Here is a 16,941-nt window from a genome sequence, read left to right as displayed (position 1 = left end):
CGAGGTTTGCCACCTAGTGGGCTAAGTAAAAATCGAGCAAAGCTTCCGCGTCCTGCTCACGCCCCTTACCTACATCCATGTAGGCAACAAAGAGTTAATCGTCCCTAGAAAGAACCCTATGGGCAGTGTGTATTTGGCCTTTATGCAGCGTTAAAGTACATTTATGGGGAGTCACCACACTACATGTACTTTGCCTTGCTTAAAAACCAAATACACGGCTGCAAAATTAACCTCGAAAGGTCAATACGCCCAATAAATTCTATTTATATGCTTTATTAATTATCTAAATTAAAGCCTGCTTGCTAAGGTGTAAACCATTAATAAAAAATAACCGCCATAACTGGCATCAATATAAGTGCTGTATTTATGCAAAATAAGCTAACAAATCAATCTAATAATGCGCTACAACACGTTGTAGCCAGTAAGCTTGCACGATCTGTTTTTGCTGGATTTGAGGCGATGTTTTCGCAATTTTTAAATATTACACTGGGTGCACAAAGCCGTTTTGAACAACGACAGTATCACAGTGTACAAAGTGCTATGCGTGAACGTTTACAGGTGTATGAGCGCGAAGTTAAAAACGTGAGTGAAGCCGTGAGAGTTATTGCTTATGCTGAACTTACTTGCCCGCAAACGTGGCAGTTAGCTAAAAATATTTACGGCGATATGGTAGAAAATCACGAAAATAAACCTATTGCGCATACCTTTTTTAACTCAACGTTTGGCGCAATTTGGGACGATAAAAAAATTCGTACTGTGCATTTGTTTGTATTAAAAGCAAAGTATCGTAGTGAGCCGCGCTCTTATGAAAGCTTAGTGAGCAGGGTATCGCTACATAATGGGTTTAATAACGCCGTTAAAACGCTTATCACTAATCAAGTATTTAGAGTGCCGTTTAGTCATTTAGAACGCGATGTAGCCACATTACAAAGTACGTTAATGCAAGGCGCTAAGCAGCAATGCAAACAGGTGTACGAACTTATAAATTTAAACGATGGGTATATTGAATACGCCAACTCATTATTTTTTAGAAACAAAGCCTGTTATTTAATTGGGCGCTGCATTGCTAAAAATGGCGACAATATGCCTTTTGCTATCGCTATTTTAAATACCGATGAGGGATTAAAGCTTGATGCTGTAATGATGGGCGCCGATCAATTAAGTTTATTATTTGGTTTTGCACGCACCTATTTTATGGTTGATACCGATAAGCCCGCTCGTTATGTAGATTACTTAAGTGTGTTAATGCCACATAAACAACGCTTTGAGTTATTTAACGCCATTGGTTTTATAAAGCACGCCAAAACTGAGTTTTATCGGCACAAGGTTGATACGACTAAAAATAGCCCAGCCAACTTCAAGTATGTCACAGCACCAGGGACGCCAGGTATGGTAATGCTGGTATTTACTATTGAAGGGCTAGATTACGTTTATAAAGTAATTAAAGACAAATTTAGTGCGCCAAAAACAGCCACCAAAGCACAAGTGAAAGAAAAGTATAACTTTGTAAAACAAGCCGATAGGGTTGGTCGTTTGGTAGACACACACGAATTTAGATATTTAGCGTTTGATTTAAGCCGTTTTAGCGATGAACTGCTTGAGCAGATGAAAAGCCAAATTGGCAGCAGCATGGTTATATCTGGCAAGGCACTTATTTTAAAGCACGTTTATGTTGAGCGTAAAATGACCCCGCTTAATTTATATATTACCCAATGCGATAACAAAACCTTAGAGAGAGTTATGCATGATTACGGTAAAGCAATTAAAGAATTAGCCGGTGCTAATATATTTCCGGGCGACATGCTAATGAAAAACTTTGGCGTAACGCGATGGGGGCGAGTGGTGTTTTACGACTTTGACGAAATTTGCCCACTAACCGATTGCAACTTTAGAGAGGTGCCACAAACCCAAAATGCACTTGAAGAGCTAAGTAGTAACTCGTATTTTGATATAGCTGAAAACGATATATTTCCGAGCCAATTTAAGGTGTTTTTTAGCGCCAACGAGATTGCGTTTAATTATTTTAATAATGAGCACAGTAACTTGTTTTTAGCGACGTTTTGGCAAGGTTGTCAGCAACAAGTACACAATGGTTATCTACCCGATGTTTATCCTTACAAACAAAGTTGGCGCTTTTGAGGTTGTTTGAATCTGTGTTCATCCCCATCTATATGTTATTACAGTTTTTAAACTTGGAGCAACAATGAAATATATTTCTCATGAAGATGGTAATCTTGCATTTAGTGAAACCGAAAAACCGGTTTTAAAGAGCCATGAAGTACTTGTTAAAGTTGCAGCAATAGGTGTAAACCGTGCAGACAGTATGCAGCGCCAAGGTAAATACCCGGCCCCTGCGGGAGATAGCCCTATTTTAGGTTTAGAATGTGCCGGTGTTGTTAGCGATATTGGTGGTAAAGTTGATAGAGTTTGGCTTAATAAACGTGTTTTTGCTTTGTGTTCTGGTGGCGCTTACAGTGAATATGTAGCCGTTGATGCAAAGCAGCTTATGGAATTACCCGATGATGTAACAATGGCTGAAGGCGCAGCAATAAGCGAAGTGTACCTAACAGCATTTGGCGCGTTATTTGAGCTTGGTAAATTGCAAAAAGGGCAAACAGCGCTTATTCATGCAGGTGCTAGTGGTGTGGGCGGTGCAGCAATTCAAATGGCTAAAAGCGCAGGTGCTACCGTGGTTATTACCGCAGGTACGGATGACAAATGCCGACACGCAAAAGAACTCGGTGCCGATCATGCAATTAACTACAAAACCACCGACTTTGTAGAATATATGAAAGCAAATGAGTTAACAGCAAATGCAATTGTAGATCCTGTTTCGGGGAGTTACTTAAATAAAAATGCCGCTATTGCAGCGATGGATTGCCAAATTGTAATGCTTGCATTTTTAGATGGACGTTTTGCAGAAGTTGATTTTGCCGCGCTTTTACGCAAACGTATTTCGTTTCATGCCTCAACGCTTAGAAATCGTAGTATTGAGTTTAAACGCCAGGTGCGCGACGACTTTGTAGCGCGTTTTTACAATGATATTGCCACTAAAAAGTACGACTTTAACCTGTACAAAACATTGCCTTGGAGCGACGCAAACGAAGCTCATGCTATTTTAGAGCGTAATGAAAATGCTGGTAAAGTTGTTTTACTTGTAGAGTAACTCTTTAATTTTAGGGTTTAGCCCATATACTAAGCCCTATAAAAAACACTTAAGGTTTAATAATGAATCCAATACTAGCAATACTTAAAGAGCACAATGTAAGCGACGAAAAAGTAAAAGCATTGTTTGAAGCGTTTACTCAAAACCCAATGATGGCAATGGCGCTTGTTCAAGAGCTTGGTATTCCGCCAGAAAAACTACAGCAACTAATGGCAGTCGTAATGACTCAACCGCACCTTATTAAAGAAGCGACTGACGAACTTGGTTTAGATTTTGAAAAAGTAAAAGAAGCGAAAGAAAAACTAAATCAATAATTTTTTATGTGATAAAACATAAAACATAAAACATAAAACATAAAACATAAAACAATAAAAAAGCATAAGTATTTACTTATGCTTTTTTATTTGGCTTATTCTTTTATGACTACTCTTTTGGAAGTAGTACTGTGTCGATAACATGAATTACGCCGTTGCTTGCTTTTACATCAGCTTTTACAACTTTAGCGTCATTTATCATTACGCCCATGCTGTCGGCTTTAACCATAACTGATTGGCCTTGTAGTGTTTTCGCACTGTCTACATTCATTACATCGGCTGCCATCACTTTTCCAGACACTACGTGATAAGTTAATACCGCCGTTAGCTTGTCTTTGTTTTCAGGCTTGAGTAGCATTTCTACAGTGCCTTCAGGTAATTTAGAAAATGCAGCATCTGTTGGTGCAAAAATAGTAAACGGTCCTTTACCTTGCAGCGTTTCAACTAAACCTGCGGCTTTAACAGCAGCAACAAGAGTAGTGAACGAACCATTTTCAACGGCTACTTCAACAACGTCTTTTTTCATACCATGATGATCAGCATAAGCCATTGTAGTAAATCCAAGGCTTGCAGTTGTAAACAATAATGCAGTAGTAATTTTCTTAAACATTTTATTTTCCTTTAAGTTAATACCCGTTGGTTTCGTTAAATGTTACGACGCTCTAAATTTAATCGATCAATTAAAATTAGTAGTCAACATGTTTTGTTACATCATTGATTGAACTGCAGCTAATTAGCAAAGTCATATAAATAGTTACTCAATTAAAGACTTGTTCAATTGAAGGGAATAGGCATGAAATTAGTTTATAAGTTTTGGAAAAATAACCGCTCTCTTATCGTATTTATTGCACTGATGAGCGTATTTAGAAGCGCTGTTGCCGATTGGTACGAAGTGCCAACAGGCTCAATGAAACCGACCATTCAAGAAGGTGACAGAATACTTACCGATAAAATGGCCTACGATATTCGCGTCCCATTTACGCACATAAAATTACTTAAATTAGCGGATCCACAAGCTGGTGATATTATTGTTTTTGACTCACAAGCTGCCGATAACCGTTTAATTAAACGTGTAATTGGTGTGCCAGGAGACACCGTTGCGCTTGAAAATAATGAGCTCATTATTAATGGTAAAAAACTTAATTATGCAGATCAGCGAAGCAACATAGACTCGCTTGATAAAATTGAAGATTTAAACGGATTAGAACATTCGATAAGAGTGGCAAATATTCCTTCACGTTTATCGGGGTTTGATGCAATTACAATTCCTGATGATTATTACTTAGCAATGGGCGATAACCGCGACAATAGCGCTGACTCGCGTGTAATAGGTTTAATTCCGCGTAACGAGTTATTAGGAAAAGCAGAGCGCGTTATAGTGTCACTTGATTACGATAATTATTACCTACCAAGAAAAGATCGCGTATTGAAAAAGCTGAATTAATTAGTAGTAATTAATTTTGTATAGCGCCCAATCAAATTTTATGAGCACACATTTGGCTATTTTATAAATAAAATAAACTGCCTATTTAGGCAGTTTACTTATATAGTTTTTTACAAGCTTGGTAAGGTGGCTACGCTCTTGTTCGGTATTTAATACCTTACAAAAATCGCCACTTACTGCCGCGCCACAAGCACCTGCTTCAAACCATTGTGATAAATTATCTAAATTCACACCACCAACAGGTATTAATTGTGCTTCTGAAAATGGACCTGTTAATGCTTTAAAGTAACCAACGCCCATACTGCCCGCAGGAAATACCTTAATAATATCTGCCTTATATTCAATTGCATTTGCTACATCGGTAGGTGTTAGCGCGCCCATTAATACTGGTAACCCGTGCTGGTGGGCAAGTTCGACAACCGATTTGTTGGTATTTGGCGTTACAATAAACTGCGCGCCTGCATCAATTGCTTGCTGAGCAAGGGTGGTGTTAATTATTGTGCCTGCACCAATAAGTGCGTTTTTATGAGCTGCACGAGCTTTTGCTATTTCTTGCTCAAAGCCAGGCGTGTTTGAAGTGATTTCGAGTGCGTTTATGCCTGCATTAACTAAGCAATCAATTAATGGAGCTACGTCGCTTTGTTGTTTTAAGCGTAAGATTGCGAGTAACTTATATTGCTTGATTAGCGCACTGGTATTTAGTCTTTGGGTATGAAGGTTGCTGGTCATGGTTGTTGATCTAAAAAATATTTTAATACACTGATATTATTTAAATAATGCTTATAAAGCAAATAGGGAAGCCCATAAAAAAACCGCTGATGTATCAGCGGTTTTTATTGTATGAGTAATATTACATTACGCGCATACCAGGCTCTGAGCCGTCATCTGGGTTAAGAATATAAATTTCTTTTCCGCCAGGACCTGCTGCTAATACCATGCCCTCAGACATACCAAAGCGCATTTTACGAGGCTTAAGGTTAGCGACCATAACGGTTAACTTACCTTCAAGATCCTCTGGTGCGTAAGCTGATTTAATACCTGCAAACACTTGGCGAGTTTCGCCGCCTAAATCAAGTGTTAGCTTAAGTAGTTTATCAGCGCCTTCTACGTGCTCTGCTTTAGCAATTTTAGCTACGCGTAAGTCTACTTTTGCAAAGTCATCAAATTCTATTTCGTCGCTAATCGGCTCTTTTGCAAGTGGGCTGTTAGGGTCAATAGTTACTTTTGGCGCTAAGCTTTCTTTAGATTCTTCAACCATTTTATTTACTTTATCCATTTCAACACGCTGCATTAACGGTTTAAATTTATTGATAGGGTGGCTTACGAGTGCATTTTGAACGCCGTCCCATGCAAGGTCGTCATTTAAAAATGCTTGTACGTTGTCGGCCATTTCTGGTAGCACTGGTTTTAAGTAAGTAATTAAAACGCGGAACAAGTTAAGACCAAGAGAACACACTTCGTGTGCTTCTTGTTGCTTAGTTTCGTCTTTAATTAATACCCAAGGTGCTGCGCCATCAATAAATTGGTTTGCTTTGTCGGCAAGCGCCATTATTTCGCGAATTGCACGGCTGTAATCGCGGTTTTCGTAGTGTGTTGTAATGCTAGGTGCAGCCGCTTGAAACTCTGCTAACAGCTCTGGTTGCATAATTGTGCTGCTTAGCTTGCCATCAAACTTTTTAGTAATAAAGCCAGCACAACGGCTCGCTATGTTTACTACTTTACCTACTAGGTCTGAATTTACGCGTTGTGCAAAGTCTTCTAGGTTTAAATCAAGGTCAACAATACCGCTGCTTAATTTTGCTGCATAGTAGTAACGTAAGTACTCTGGGTTTAAGTTATCTAAATAAGTACGCGCTTTAATAAACGTACCCTTTGATTTAGACATTTTTTCGCCATTTACAGTAACAAAACCATGAGCGAATACGTTAGTTGGCTTTCTAAAATTAGCGCCTTCTAACATTGCTGGCCAAAATAAGCTGTGGAAATAAATGATGTCTTTACCAATAAAGTGATAAAGCTCAGCGTCTGAACCTTCAGCCCAAAACTCATCAAAGTTGATGCCTTTTTTATCACATAGGTTTTTAAAGCTCGCCATGTAACCAATAGGTGCATCTAACCAAACGTAAAAATATTTGCCCGGTGCATTTGGAATTTCAAAACCAAAGTAAGGCGCATCACGGCTAATATCCCACTGCTGCAGGCCATCGGTAAACCATTCGTCTAGCTTGTTAGCCATTTCTTGTTGAATAGTGCCCGAGTGTAACCACTCTTTTAGCATGCCTTCAAATGCTGGCAGGTCAAAAAAGTAATGTTCAGAATCTTTAAGTACAGGCTCTGCACCTGACATTACAGAACGCGGATTAATGAGTTCGGTAGGGCTGTATGTAGCACCACACGAATCACAACTATCGCCGTTTTGGTTTTCAGACTTACACGTTGGGCAAGTACCTGTTACAAAACGATCGGGTAAGAAAATACCTTTTTCTGGATCGAATAATTGCGAAATAGTGTGCTTTTTAATATGACCGGCATCGTTTAGGCGGTTATAAATAAGTTCGCTTAATTCTTTGTTTTCTTGGCTGTGCGTGCTGTGGTAGTTATCAAATTTGATATTAAAGTCAGCGAAGTCGCGTTGGCGCTCTATGCTCACTTGTTTTACCATTTCTTCAGGCGTGATCCCTTGCTTTTGCGCATTAAGCATAATTGGTGTGCCGTGGGCATCGTCTGCGCAAACATAATAAGCTTCGTGGCCCTGTAGTTTTTGAAAACGTGACCAAATATCAGTTTGAATATATTCCAATAAATGACCTAAGTGAGTAGGGCCATTTGCATAAGGTAATGCGCTGGTAATCAGGATCTTTCGCTGCGTCATAATCATTCCGAATTGAGGATAAAACGCCGTTTTTATTATACAAACGGCAATTATCATTAATTTATCTACAAGCTATCTGCTTAGAGTGCGCACAGCTTATGGATTTTTATTAATTGACTGGTGTTAATGCCCTGAATGTTACATAATTCCGTGGCACTTTTCATCAAAGAAACGCTATTTAATTGCTATGTTTGGACTGTCGAAACTATTCTCTTCTAAATCGGTGCAAAAACAACCGATAATTACTGCCTTAGCGGCATATCGTAGTGCGGCTTTTGCCGTCGGTATTGACGAAAGCTTCATTGATACTATTACTCAAAATGACGATAAATCACTACACATTAAATTAACCCTGCCATTTGCTGGGCAATCAGAAATGCCTTTAGTTGAGCAACACGTAAGTGAAAGCTTGAAAGTGCCTGTAACAATTAGCGCCAAGGTTATCATTAAAGAGGCAGCTAAGTTTAAGGCGATTAAACATATTGTGCTTATTGCCTCAGGCAAAGGCGGAGTAGGTAAGTCGACTACTGCCGTTAACTTGGCGGGCGCGCTTAAAAATGAGGGCGCAAAGGTCGGTATTTTAGACGCTGATATTTATGGCCCATCTATTCCAATGCTTTTAGGCTTGGTAGGCGCAGAGCCCGTCACTAAAGATAATAAACAGCTACAGCCTTTTGATGCAAACGGCATTAAAGCGCAGTCAATTGGCTTTTTAGTCCCAAGCGATGACGCCACTGTATGGCGCGGACCAATGGCGTCAGGCGCACTTAGCCAATTGCTTAACGAGACTGATTGGGGTGAGCTTGATTACTTAATTGTGGATATGCCACCGGGCACCGGTGATATTCAACTAACAATGAGCCAAAAAGTACCCGCGAGCGGCACTGTTATTGTCACTACGCCGCAAGACTTAGCTCTAGCCGATGCGCAAAAAGGCATTGCTATGTTTAATAAAGTAAACGTGCCAGTACTGGGCTTAATTGAAAACATGAGTTATTACATTTGCAGCCACTGCGGTGAAGCTAACCACGTATTTGGTAAAGACGGTGCACAAAAACTGGCGCACAAGCACGGCGTGCCCGTACTTAGCCATATTCCTCTTGCAATCGATATACGTGAGTATTCTGAGCAAGGAAAACTTATTGCCAACGATAACGACGCGGCGATAAGCAAAACATACAGCGCAGCAGCGAGGCTTATAGCCAGCACGCTCTATTATCAACAGCATCACAATGCAATTGAAATTGTGATTACAGAAGATTAATAAATAATGAGACTTTCAGACACACATATTAATGAATACCTAAGCGATGGTCGCATTGTTATTGAGCCTGCGCCAACAAGTGACATGATTTCAGGCGTAACTGCCGATTTGCGATTAGGTAATAAATTTAGAACTTTTAATGCGCATAATGCAGCATACGTGGATTTAAGTGGTCCAAAAGATCAGTTAAATAAAGCCATGGAATCAATCATGAGTGAAGAAATAGTGCTTGATGAAGGTGAAGCATTCTTTTTACACCCAGGTGAACTTGCACTTGCTATAACACACGAAAAAGTAACTCTGCCAGCAGACATAGTAGGGTGGTTAGATGGGCGCTCATCGCTAGCACGTTTAGGTTTAATGGTGCATGTAACTGCGCACCGAATCGACCCAGGCTGGAGCGGTAATATTGTTTTAGAGTTTTACAACTCAGGTAAATTACCACTGGCGCTTCGCCCACTGATGAAAATTGGGGCTATGAGCTTTGAAATGCTATCGGGCCCGTGTGAAAACCCATACAACATCCGTAAAGATGCAAAATATAAAGATCAAAACAGTGCAGTAGCAAGTCGTATTAGTGACGATAAGTAATCACCAAATATAGACATTACTCGTCTATTTTATGAAGCGCATAGCCCAGTAATTCAAAATACTGGTTAAGCGCTTCATTTGCTTTATTAATATGCTCAACATTTGGGTATATTAAATTACTGCTTTTTAAGCCTCCCACTAAAAAACTATTTTTTATATTTGAATGCTGCTCAATACAGGCTTCAAAACAACGTGCGGCAAGCTCCTCTGGCATACTCATATAATTCATATTGTGAGCTTTATCGTGTTCTATGCATGTTTGTACAAAGTTATTAGCATCAACGCTGTGCTCATCTAAAAATACATTTTTATAAAAACTGTTCAAAGCATTATTAAGTGGATGCGATAAATTAGGCGTGTTTGAAAGCCATAATTTTGAGGCAAAACCAAATCGTGGTTTTGCTGCAAATAAATGCTCGCTTATATGATGGTCAAACGCATGAAACCATTCGTGAGCAAGTGCACCACCGCCTGCATTTTTTGCAAGGGCAAGCGTTTGAGAGGCTGCATTATAATGCGCTTGTACACCTTTTTGACCACCATGACCAAATGCAAAATTAAGTTTGCCACGAAGACCAATAGCTTTGGGCGGTAAATGCAGTATTTGTGCAAGGTCGGCCAGTGCATCGTAAATTAAATTAGCGCTAATGTAGCGCTCTTCTTTAGTTACCCATTTACCGACGACCATTGACCTAAAGCCAAAGGTATCTCTTATATCGCTAAAGTCGACTTGGTCGTCAAAGCGATAGTCGGGGCCTTGGCGAGTAAAGCCACGTTTTAGCCTGTTAGGGTAGTTACGCATTGCAAGTTTCATATAGTAACGAATTTAATCTAAGTAACGTGCTTTTACGTGCTCGGGCATGTGATGGGTTTGTTTTTGTATTAATTCATCAAGCACATTATAAAGTGGTGCAGGATTTAACTGCTCTATTAAAAACAAACTATGCGCTACGGCTTCAAGTGTGGATAGGCTGTCGGCCCTAGGGGCTTTACGAATAGCATAACGATTTTTAGGTAACTGTTTAAAACTGACCGTTTTGAATTGATTTAGCAATGTGGTGAGCTGCAAAATTTTGTAGGCTTTTTTCCATGTACCATCAACCACGATTAAATGGGTGATGTTTTTTATATTAGATTGCTCAGCGCTATCGTCTAAATTTACAGCGTGTTCGTTAGGGTAGAGCAAAACAGTTGAGCTTACTGGCAGTGATTTAAGAATAGAAAAGTCGTCATTATTTTCGCCTTTGACTATTTGGCAATCAGTTAGACACAAATTGAGTAGTTTAGCGGTATTTTTTGCTATTTTTTCTTCGCTTGGGTGCTGTAGAATAATAACCTTAACTTTGTTGTTTATATTTGTAATTGCGCTGCAAATACAGGTGTTAAGTGCAAAGTTACAATGATTACAAAGTGTGCGTGCCATTTAATAAACTTTTTGTTGCCAGTATGATCCTCACAATTATACATTTATAAGGTAATTAAGTTGGTTTTTTTTACGCATCAATATAAAGTAGTACTATTAAACTGTAATTTACATGGATTGTTTTAAGGGCTTAAAATATGACAGAAATAAATATTGATACATCAGCATTAGAGAGTATGGAATCGTTATTGGGTGAGCAGTTTGCTGATACACTTGATTTTTGCTGCTCGGAGTTTGAGCGTTTAGGCTCTGAAGTTTTAGCAACCATTGGAAAAGACAGAGAAGCGGCGATTCGTCATTCTCATAGCTTAAAATCTAACGCTGCGCAGTTTGGTGCTTCAAGCCTTGCTGAAGTATCTCGCGTTATTGAACAAAATTTAAACCTAGATAACTTAGCTGAAGCCATCGACGCATCTAATAGCTTAATGGCTCAAGTAACAGGCTCTCAAGCTAAGCTAAATGAATGGTTAGCATCTCGTTAATTATTGAAACTGAAACGTGAATTTATTTCAGTATTAAGCGTTTAAATAGGCTGGCATTTTACGCCTTTACTAGGTTAGTCTAAAGACTCACTAGTCGAGGTAAAAATGTCTGATATTAAAAAGAGTCACAAATTAGAAGGTGTATGTTATGACATTCGTGGGCCGGTTTTAGCGCAAGCTAAAAAAATGGAAGACGAAGGTCAAAAAGTATTAAAATTGAATATAGGTAATCCGGCTGCTTTTGGTTTTGATATGCCAGAAGATATGCACCGCGATATTATCCGCAACTTATATTCAGCCCAAGGTTACTGTGACTCTAAAGGCCTCTATTCAGCCCGTGTGGCTATTTATCAGCATTACCAACAACGTGGATTACATAATTTAGATGTAGATAACATTTATATTGGTAATGGCGTAAGCGAACTTATTCAGATGATCACCCAAGCGCTATTAAATAATGGTGACGAAGTGCTTATTCCTGCTCCAGATTATCCACTTTGGACTGCTTCGGTCACGTTATCGGGTGGTAATCCGGTACATTATTTATGTGATGAAGAGCAAGATTGGTTTCCGGATATTGCCGATATAAAAAGTAAAATCACGTCTAAAACTAAAGCTCTGGTATTAATTAATCCTAATAATCCTACTGGTGCGGTTTACAGTGATGATTTGTTAATGCAATTAATTGATATAGCGCGTGAACATAAACTGCTGTTATTGAGCGATGAAATTTACGAAAAGATTTTATACGATGGTATAACGCATACTTCAATCGGCTCACTTTGCGACGATGTGCCTATTATTACTTTTAATGGTTTAGCTAAAACCTACCGTGCAGCGGGGCTGAGAATGGGGTGGATGGTTCTAAGCGGTCGTACCTCGGTAATGGATGATTTACGCAAAGGCCTAGAAATACTTTCATCTATGCGTTTGTGCGCAAATGTACCTGCACAGTATGCGATTCAACAGGCTTTGGGCGGCGTGCAATCAATTGATAGTCTAATAAACCCGGGTGGTCGCTTGTATGAGCAGCGTGATATTGCATGGCGCGGATTAAATGATATTGAAGGCATTAGTTGTAAAAAACCTAAAGGCGCACTCTATGCGTTTGCCAAAGTAGATACAGCACTTTTTAACGTCAAAGATGATGAAAAGATGATGTACGATTTGCTAAAAGCCGAAAAAATATTACTTGTACATGGCAGGGCGTTTAATTGGCCAGATCCTGATCATTTTAGGTTGGTCTTTTTACCAAGCAAAGATGATTTATCGGATGCGATGTTAAAAATGAAGCGGTTTTTTAAAGACTATCGCCAAGTATAGTTATTAAAAAATAATAAAAAAACGAGCCAAATTTGGCTCGTTTTTTACTTTAGTCATGAATATATTAACAGGGCGTGTAGATCTTTGTGGATTGAAATTTGTTCAATCTAGGGGCGATTAAATCGCGACGCGAGATTTGTAACCTAGTGGGCTAAGTAAAAACCGAGCAAAGCTTCCGCGTCCTGCTCACGCCCCTTACCTACATCCATGTAGGCAACAAAGAGTTAATTGCCGCTAGGCAGAATCCTTCGGGCAGCGCATGTTTGGCATTTATGCTGCGTTATCGCCTATTTATAGGGAACAACCACAGTTCATAGGCTCTGGCTTGTCTAAATACCAAACATTCTGCTGCAAATTCAACCACCAAAGTTCAGCACGTCCTAGTACGCTTTATCTACACGCACTGTGTTGTCGTTCAAGTACACTAATCTTACGTTATCGCCTTTGCTAAAACGCATTGATTGGTCCTGATCTTGAACAACCATAAACTGGTCGCCATTTTCAACTTGTATTAATAACTCTACAAAGTGATTTTGCTGATAATGACTTTGCTGCTGCCTATTATGTGCAACACTGCCGCCAATTACCGAACCTAATATTGTTGCTACTGTGCGGCCGCTACCACCACCAAACTGGTTGCCTACTACGCCACCGAGTAATGCACCGCCGAAGGTTTTCCAGCCGTTGTTTTTGTCTTGAATGATTTCTTGTTCGGTAATATTGCGTACCGATTTTACGTCACCAAATAAAACTTGCTGCACAGGGACTGCTTTATTGCGCTCGTATTTAGCAAACGTAGGCGCGCTTATTGTAAGTAAAGCGCACATAATTACAGTAATTGCTTTCATAACTTGCTCCTTTTATATCAACCTGCATAAATCTTTGATCAATTTAACGAATTAAATTGCGCTATAACGTCGTTAAAAATTTTTTATTTAGAACAACTAAATACAAAAATTTTTGCCTAGTACTAGCGTAATTTTCTTAACGTTAAATAGACCCCATATATAAGCAGATTGGTATTGGCTACCAGCCAAAGGTTGATTTTTCTTTAGTTTTACGAATTTCAGTTTCGTCTGCCCACTCAACTAGGCCGCTTTCCATATCCATTAAACGCATTGTAAATTTGTAGTATACGTCTGATTTGTCGGCATTTGATTTAACAATACTTGATAAGTTTCCATATAACATATATTGCGCACCAATTTGTTTACCAAATGCAACGGCTGTTGCAGGGTTAACAAGAGCATCTTCATTTTGAAACGTTAATTGCTCACGTACTGACTCAACACGGGTCATATCTACAAAACGGAACTTACCGCTGCGTAGCATTTGTGTTGAGATTGAATCGGTGATTGATTCTGTATCAATGTGCTCGCTGGTTTTATTTTTAATACGCTCAACAAATACTACAGGGCGTTTATTAGCGGTCATTGTGCCAACAACAGGTGAGCTGAGTAATGAGTCGGTCATTTGGCTCGCTACTTTTTGTAAGTCGGTAGAACCAAAATTAATATCTGTTGTTTCTACTGCTTGTGCATCGCCATAACTTACTACGGCTTTATTAGCACAGCCACTTAATACTAAAGCGCTCAAGCCAACTAAAGCGTAAGTTGATGCTGTTTTAAATTTGTTACTGGTGATCATGGTTGTTTCCTTTAATCTTTAAATTCTTGTGATTCGGTAGACACTTCTCTTACTGCTAAAGAAAAGGTAACCGCATCAGAGCTAGGTGCTAAGCCCGGTAATTGTGTTTTTGCAAAACCAAATAAGGTGAGTGCTTGCCAAGGTGAATGATTGCCTTTAATAACAAAGCCGTCTTTATCAAACCAATTAAATTGATACTGCAAATACTGTGATTTTTTATACTGGCTCGAAAGTGTCACTACTACATCGGTCAACTGGTTGGTTTGACGTGTTTTAACATCAGTAATGGCCAGCTTTTTACCGAGCTCTGGGTTATCTACACGTAATTGCTCATTAAACTGATTTTTATTTTGTTCAACAGAAATACCCGATGTAACCGGTTTGCTGGAACATGCACTGAGCATTAAGACTGCTAATAATGGCGCTATGTATTTCATGATGGCTCCTGGGCCTATTGACCTTTGTGGATTAAAATTTATTTTATCTAGTGGCGATTTAATCGAGGCGCGAGGTTTGTAACCTAGTGGACTAAGTAAAAACCGAGCAACAAAGAGTCAATCGCCCCTAGGACGAACCCAAAGGGCAGCGCATGTTTGGCATTTATGCTGCGTTATCACCTATTTATGGGGAACAACCACATTACATAGGCTCTGCCTTGCCTAAAAACCAAACATACTGCTGTAAATTTAACCTCGAAAGGTCAATAGGCCCTATAGTTGAACTACGTGGTAATTAAAGTAGTTATTAACGGAGGTTAAGTAAATTAACGTTAACCCTTGCTTACTAACGGTAAAATTTATAGGTGCTTGTGTGCCTATATGCAAAGAATGCTCACCTGTATTTAGGCTTTGCCTTGCAACACTTATTTGATTTGGAAGTGTAAGCCAGCTACGTGTATCAGCTTGCTCAGACGCCAAATTATAAATATTAGCAAGTATGTTACCTACATCACCGGCACTGCGAGCAAGCTCTGCGCGGACTTTTTCTTTAGCTACTAATCTAAGCACTTGGCGAGCTACTTTTGCAGGTATTTGATCTTCTAATGTTTTTGCTGCAAGTGCTTCAATGTGTACTAATGGGCTCAGCTCTAAGCTTTGTGCATCTAAGTTTATATTATTAAGGCGGCGCACATAGGCATTATCTTTATATACTGGCATTGCAAGGCTGTAAAAGCGTGCATCGCCGCGTGATGAATAAATTGGTAAGCGCAGTTTAAATTCATCTTGTTTTGGTACTAAGCCTTGTTCAAATAAAACAATTACTTCGCCTTGTGTTGCAGAAATAGTGGGTGCATCACTAAAACGTTTTTTAAATTCGCTTAGGTCTTGGTCAAACCCTTGTTTTTTAGCAAGGCGCATTACGTCCTGCTGTAAATAAATATTGTTAGGTTGTATAGCCAGTGCTTTTTTATAATCAATATAAGCATCGTCATACTGTTTAGCACTTTGGTAAAGCAAAGCAGATAAATAAAATGTGTAGGCATTTTGAAAGCCATTTTTCACGTCTCTGGTCACATTGCCCATGCTAGGGTAGTGCTGCTGCGCTTCCTTAACTGTTGAGTCGCCATCTGTTTTATTTTCGCTTAGTGCATCAACTTGTACTTTATTAGCGCGGCGAATTTCGACCAAAGCGCCTTCTACATCATTTTTATACACGTAGTTAAGTGCTTTATAACTATGAAGCATACTCATTTCGTAAGCCGGTGGCACATAAGTTATGGCTGAGTCGTTAGTAAATAACGCATTGCTTTGCTCAAGCCCCGCACTTACTTGTATTTTGGCGGCTTCACGTTTTTTTTGCATTTGCGTATACACGTTCTCAAATTTACTTTGTGCCTCTTGTGGCTTATTGGCAAAGTCGTTTAAGCGAGCTTGCTCAAGTTGGTTGAGTAAGTAGCTGCTGTGCATGGTGCTATTATTGGCAATAAGGGATTGCGCTTCTTCGATATTGTTTTTCTCGATCGCATTTCTTATTGGTGTCATTTGCGTGGCATAGTCATTAAATAGGTCATTAAAGCCCATTGTGCTACACCCACTTAAAATACAACAAAAGCTTAAAATTATACTTAGGCGCACTGCGCACTCCTCTCAATTCACCTGTATACATTAACATATTATTTTTAGCTAAATGTGTGAAATATTGTAAAAAATCGTAGAATAAAACTGCCTGCTAATAAAGAAATATAAAATGACATTGGTGAACAAAGTGTGAATTTTCTTGTTGGGTAACAATATTGAAATGCTTAAGGTACTTTATTGGTCTTATTGAATACAATGATCTCTAAAGCGTAACGATAAATGAATTTTTTAAATGAAGTAATTGCTATTCACTAAGTCGTATACGAAAAATACTAAAAGGATATCTTGTGTTGTAGACACCGTATTTTGCAAATGCGGCTAAGATTTGAGTATAAAT

At 39.1% G+C, this 16,941-nt stretch carries 17 protein-coding genes; 8 read left to right on the top strand and 9 right to left on the bottom strand.

What is annotated here, in order from left to right; all coding sequences use genetic code 11:
* The first annotated feature begins 366 nt into the window (after nucleotides 1–366).
* The 3 genes from aceK to I6E82_RS14310 all read left to right on the top strand — a co-directional run bounded on the left by aceK (nucleotide 367) and on the right by I6E82_RS14310 (nucleotide 3,480).
* On the top strand, nucleotides 367–2,139 hold the full coding sequence (gene aceK, locus I6E82_RS14320; protein ID WP_197110805.1) for a bifunctional isocitrate dehydrogenase kinase/phosphatase: 1,773 nt from the start codon (nucleotides 367–369) through the stop codon (nucleotides 2,137–2,139).
* Between the two features lie 64 nt (nucleotides 2,140–2,203).
* On the top strand, nucleotides 2,204–3,166 hold the full coding sequence (locus I6E82_RS14315) for a zinc-binding dehydrogenase (RefSeq protein WP_010554229.1): 963 nt from the start codon (nucleotides 2,204–2,206) through the stop codon (nucleotides 3,164–3,166).
* Between the two features lie 62 nt (nucleotides 3,167–3,228).
* Nucleotides 3,229–3,480, top strand: coding sequence for a DUF2999 family protein (locus I6E82_RS14310; protein WP_007582532.1), 252 nt, complete (start codon nucleotides 3,229–3,231; stop codon nucleotides 3,478–3,480).
* Nucleotides 3,481–3,589: 109 nt separating this feature from the next.
* Here I6E82_RS14310 and I6E82_RS14305 read toward each other — a convergent pair whose 3' ends face one another.
* Entirely contained in the window at nucleotides 3,590–4,090 is a 501-nt protein-coding gene (locus tag I6E82_RS14305; RefSeq protein ID WP_149592549.1) for a fasciclin domain-containing protein, read from the bottom strand.
* Nucleotides 4,091–4,273: 183 nt separating this feature from the next.
* Here I6E82_RS14305 and lepB point away from each other — a divergent pair, with 183 nt between their 5' ends.
* Complete coding sequence (gene lepB / locus I6E82_RS14300) at nucleotides 4,274–4,924, top strand: signal peptidase I (RefSeq protein ID WP_007582535.1); 651 nt, start codon at nucleotides 4,274–4,276, stop codon at nucleotides 4,922–4,924.
* A gap of 81 nt (nucleotides 4,925–5,005) precedes the next feature.
* Here the strand turns inward: lepB and I6E82_RS14295 are convergent, their stop codons facing one another.
* Complete coding sequence (locus I6E82_RS14295) at nucleotides 5,006–5,653, bottom strand: bifunctional 4-hydroxy-2-oxoglutarate aldolase/2-dehydro-3-deoxy-phosphogluconate aldolase (RefSeq protein WP_197118149.1); 648 nt, start codon at nucleotides 5,651–5,653, stop codon at nucleotides 5,006–5,008.
* A gap of 121 nt (nucleotides 5,654–5,774) precedes the next feature.
* Nucleotides 5,775–7,796 carry a methionine--tRNA ligase gene (gene metG / locus I6E82_RS14290; RefSeq protein WP_007582537.1) on the bottom strand — a complete coding sequence of 674 codons (2,022 nt, stop codon included), beginning with the start codon at nucleotides 7,794–7,796 and terminating at the stop codon, nucleotides 5,775–5,777.
* A 187-nt stretch (nucleotides 7,797–7,983) separates the two neighbouring features.
* Here metG and apbC point away from each other — a divergent pair, with 187 nt between their 5' ends.
* Together apbC and dcd are read left to right on the top strand one after the other, a co-directional pair.
* Nucleotides 7,984–9,060, top strand: a complete 1,077-nt coding sequence (gene apbC / locus I6E82_RS14285; protein WP_197101924.1) for an iron-sulfur cluster carrier protein ApbC — start codon at nucleotides 7,984–7,986, stop codon at nucleotides 9,058–9,060.
* A gap of 6 nt (nucleotides 9,061–9,066) precedes the next feature.
* Nucleotides 9,067–9,651, top strand: a complete 585-nt coding sequence (dcd, locus tag I6E82_RS14280; RefSeq protein ID WP_007582539.1) for a dCTP deaminase — start codon at nucleotides 9,067–9,069, stop codon at nucleotides 9,649–9,651.
* Nucleotides 9,652–9,667: 16 nt separating this feature from the next.
* Here dcd and I6E82_RS14275 read toward each other — a convergent pair whose 3' ends face one another.
* Nucleotides 9,668–10,453, bottom strand: coding sequence for a CLCA_X family protein (locus I6E82_RS14275; protein WP_165721582.1), 786 nt, complete (start codon nucleotides 10,451–10,453; stop codon nucleotides 9,668–9,670).
* Between the two features lie 24 nt (nucleotides 10,454–10,477).
* Entirely contained in the window at nucleotides 10,478–11,074 is a 597-nt protein-coding gene (locus tag I6E82_RS14270; protein WP_007582541.1) for a tRNA-uridine aminocarboxypropyltransferase, read from the bottom strand.
* 137 nt (nucleotides 11,075–11,211) lie between these two features.
* On the opposite strand from I6E82_RS14270, the gene I6E82_RS14265 reads away from it, so the two are divergent.
* Both I6E82_RS14265 and I6E82_RS14260 read left to right on the top strand, forming a co-directional pair.
* Entirely contained in the window at nucleotides 11,212–11,556 is a 345-nt protein-coding gene (locus tag I6E82_RS14265; RefSeq protein WP_007582543.1) for an Hpt domain-containing protein, read from the top strand.
* Between the two features lie 105 nt (nucleotides 11,557–11,661).
* Entirely contained in the window at nucleotides 11,662–12,879 is a 1,218-nt protein-coding gene (locus I6E82_RS14260) for a pyridoxal phosphate-dependent aminotransferase (protein WP_010554238.1), read from the top strand.
* A 380-nt stretch (nucleotides 12,880–13,259) separates the two neighbouring features.
* Here I6E82_RS14260 and I6E82_RS14255 read toward each other — a convergent pair whose 3' ends face one another.
* The 4 genes from I6E82_RS14255 to I6E82_RS14240 all read right to left on the bottom strand — a co-directional run bounded on the left by I6E82_RS14255 (nucleotide 13,260) and on the right by I6E82_RS14240 (nucleotide 16,601).
* A complete protein-coding gene (locus I6E82_RS14255) occupies nucleotides 13,260–13,727 on the bottom strand; it encodes a glycine zipper 2TM domain-containing protein (protein WP_008134100.1) in 468 nt (155 codons plus the stop codon).
* Nucleotides 13,728–13,905: 178 nt separating this feature from the next.
* On the bottom strand, nucleotides 13,906–14,526 hold the full coding sequence (gene lpoB, locus I6E82_RS14250; RefSeq protein WP_165735115.1) for a penicillin-binding protein activator LpoB: 621 nt from the start codon (nucleotides 14,524–14,526) through the stop codon (nucleotides 13,906–13,908).
* Between the two features lie 11 nt (nucleotides 14,527–14,537).
* A complete protein-coding gene (locus I6E82_RS14245; protein WP_007582549.1) occupies nucleotides 14,538–14,963 on the bottom strand; it encodes a YcfL family protein in 426 nt (141 codons plus the stop codon).
* A gap of 273 nt (nucleotides 14,964–15,236) precedes the next feature.
* Nucleotides 15,237–16,601, bottom strand: coding sequence for a COG3014 family protein (locus I6E82_RS14240; RefSeq protein ID WP_197118148.1), 1,365 nt, complete (start codon nucleotides 16,599–16,601; stop codon nucleotides 15,237–15,239).
* Nucleotides 16,602–16,941: the final 340 nt, after the last annotated feature.

The sequence above is a fragment of the Pseudoalteromonas sp. NZS11 genome (genome assembly GCF_015864765.1).
Taxonomy (GTDB): domain Bacteria; phylum Pseudomonadota; class Gammaproteobacteria; order Enterobacterales; family Alteromonadaceae; genus Pseudoalteromonas; species Pseudoalteromonas arctica.
This window is presented reverse-complemented; position numbering and strand designations above follow the sequence as displayed.

Bases quoted from the DNA above. Each gene is read 5' to 3' on its own strand.
- aceK (WP_197110805.1), top strand. From the start codon at position 367: ATGCAAAATAAGCTAACAAATCAATCTAATAATGCGCTACAACACGTT.
- I6E82_RS14315 (WP_010554229.1), top strand. From the start codon at position 2,204: ATGAAATATATTTCTCATGAAGATGGTAATCTTGCATTTAGTGAAACC.
- I6E82_RS14310 (WP_007582532.1), top strand. From the start codon at position 3,229: ATGAATCCAATACTAGCAATACTTAAAGAGCACAATGTAAGCGACGAA.
- I6E82_RS14305 (WP_149592549.1), bottom strand. From the start codon at position 4,090: ATGTTTAAGAAAATTACTACTGCATTATTGTTTACAACTGCAAGCCTT.
- lepB (WP_007582535.1), top strand. From the start codon at position 4,274: ATGAAATTAGTTTATAAGTTTTGGAAAAATAACCGCTCTCTTATCGTA.
- I6E82_RS14295 (WP_197118149.1), bottom strand. From the start codon at position 5,653: ATGACCAGCAACCTTCATACCCAAAGACTAAATACCAGTGCGCTAATC.
- metG (WP_007582537.1), bottom strand. From the start codon at position 7,796: ATGACGCAGCGAAAGATCCTGATTACCAGCGCATTACCTTATGCAAAT.
- apbC (WP_197101924.1), top strand. From the start codon at position 7,984: ATGTTTGGACTGTCGAAACTATTCTCTTCTAAATCGGTGCAAAAACAA.
- dcd (WP_007582539.1), top strand. From the start codon at position 9,067: ATGAGACTTTCAGACACACATATTAATGAATACCTAAGCGATGGTCGC.
- I6E82_RS14275 (WP_165721582.1), bottom strand. From the start codon at position 10,453: ATGCGTAACTACCCTAACAGGCTAAAACGTGGCTTTACTCGCCAAGGC.
- I6E82_RS14270 (WP_007582541.1), bottom strand. From the start codon at position 11,074: ATGGCACGCACACTTTGTAATCATTGTAACTTTGCACTTAACACCTGT.
- I6E82_RS14265 (WP_007582543.1), top strand. From the start codon at position 11,212: ATGACAGAAATAAATATTGATACATCAGCATTAGAGAGTATGGAATCG.
- I6E82_RS14260 (WP_010554238.1), top strand. From the start codon at position 11,662: ATGTCTGATATTAAAAAGAGTCACAAATTAGAAGGTGTATGTTATGAC.
- I6E82_RS14255 (WP_008134100.1), bottom strand. From the start codon at position 13,727: ATGAAAGCAATTACTGTAATTATGTGCGCTTTACTTACAATAAGCGCG.
- lpoB (WP_165735115.1), bottom strand. From the start codon at position 14,526: ATGATCACCAGTAACAAATTTAAAACAGCATCAACTTACGCTTTAGTT.
- I6E82_RS14245 (WP_007582549.1), bottom strand. From the start codon at position 14,963: ATGAAATACATAGCGCCATTATTAGCAGTCTTAATGCTCAGTGCATGT.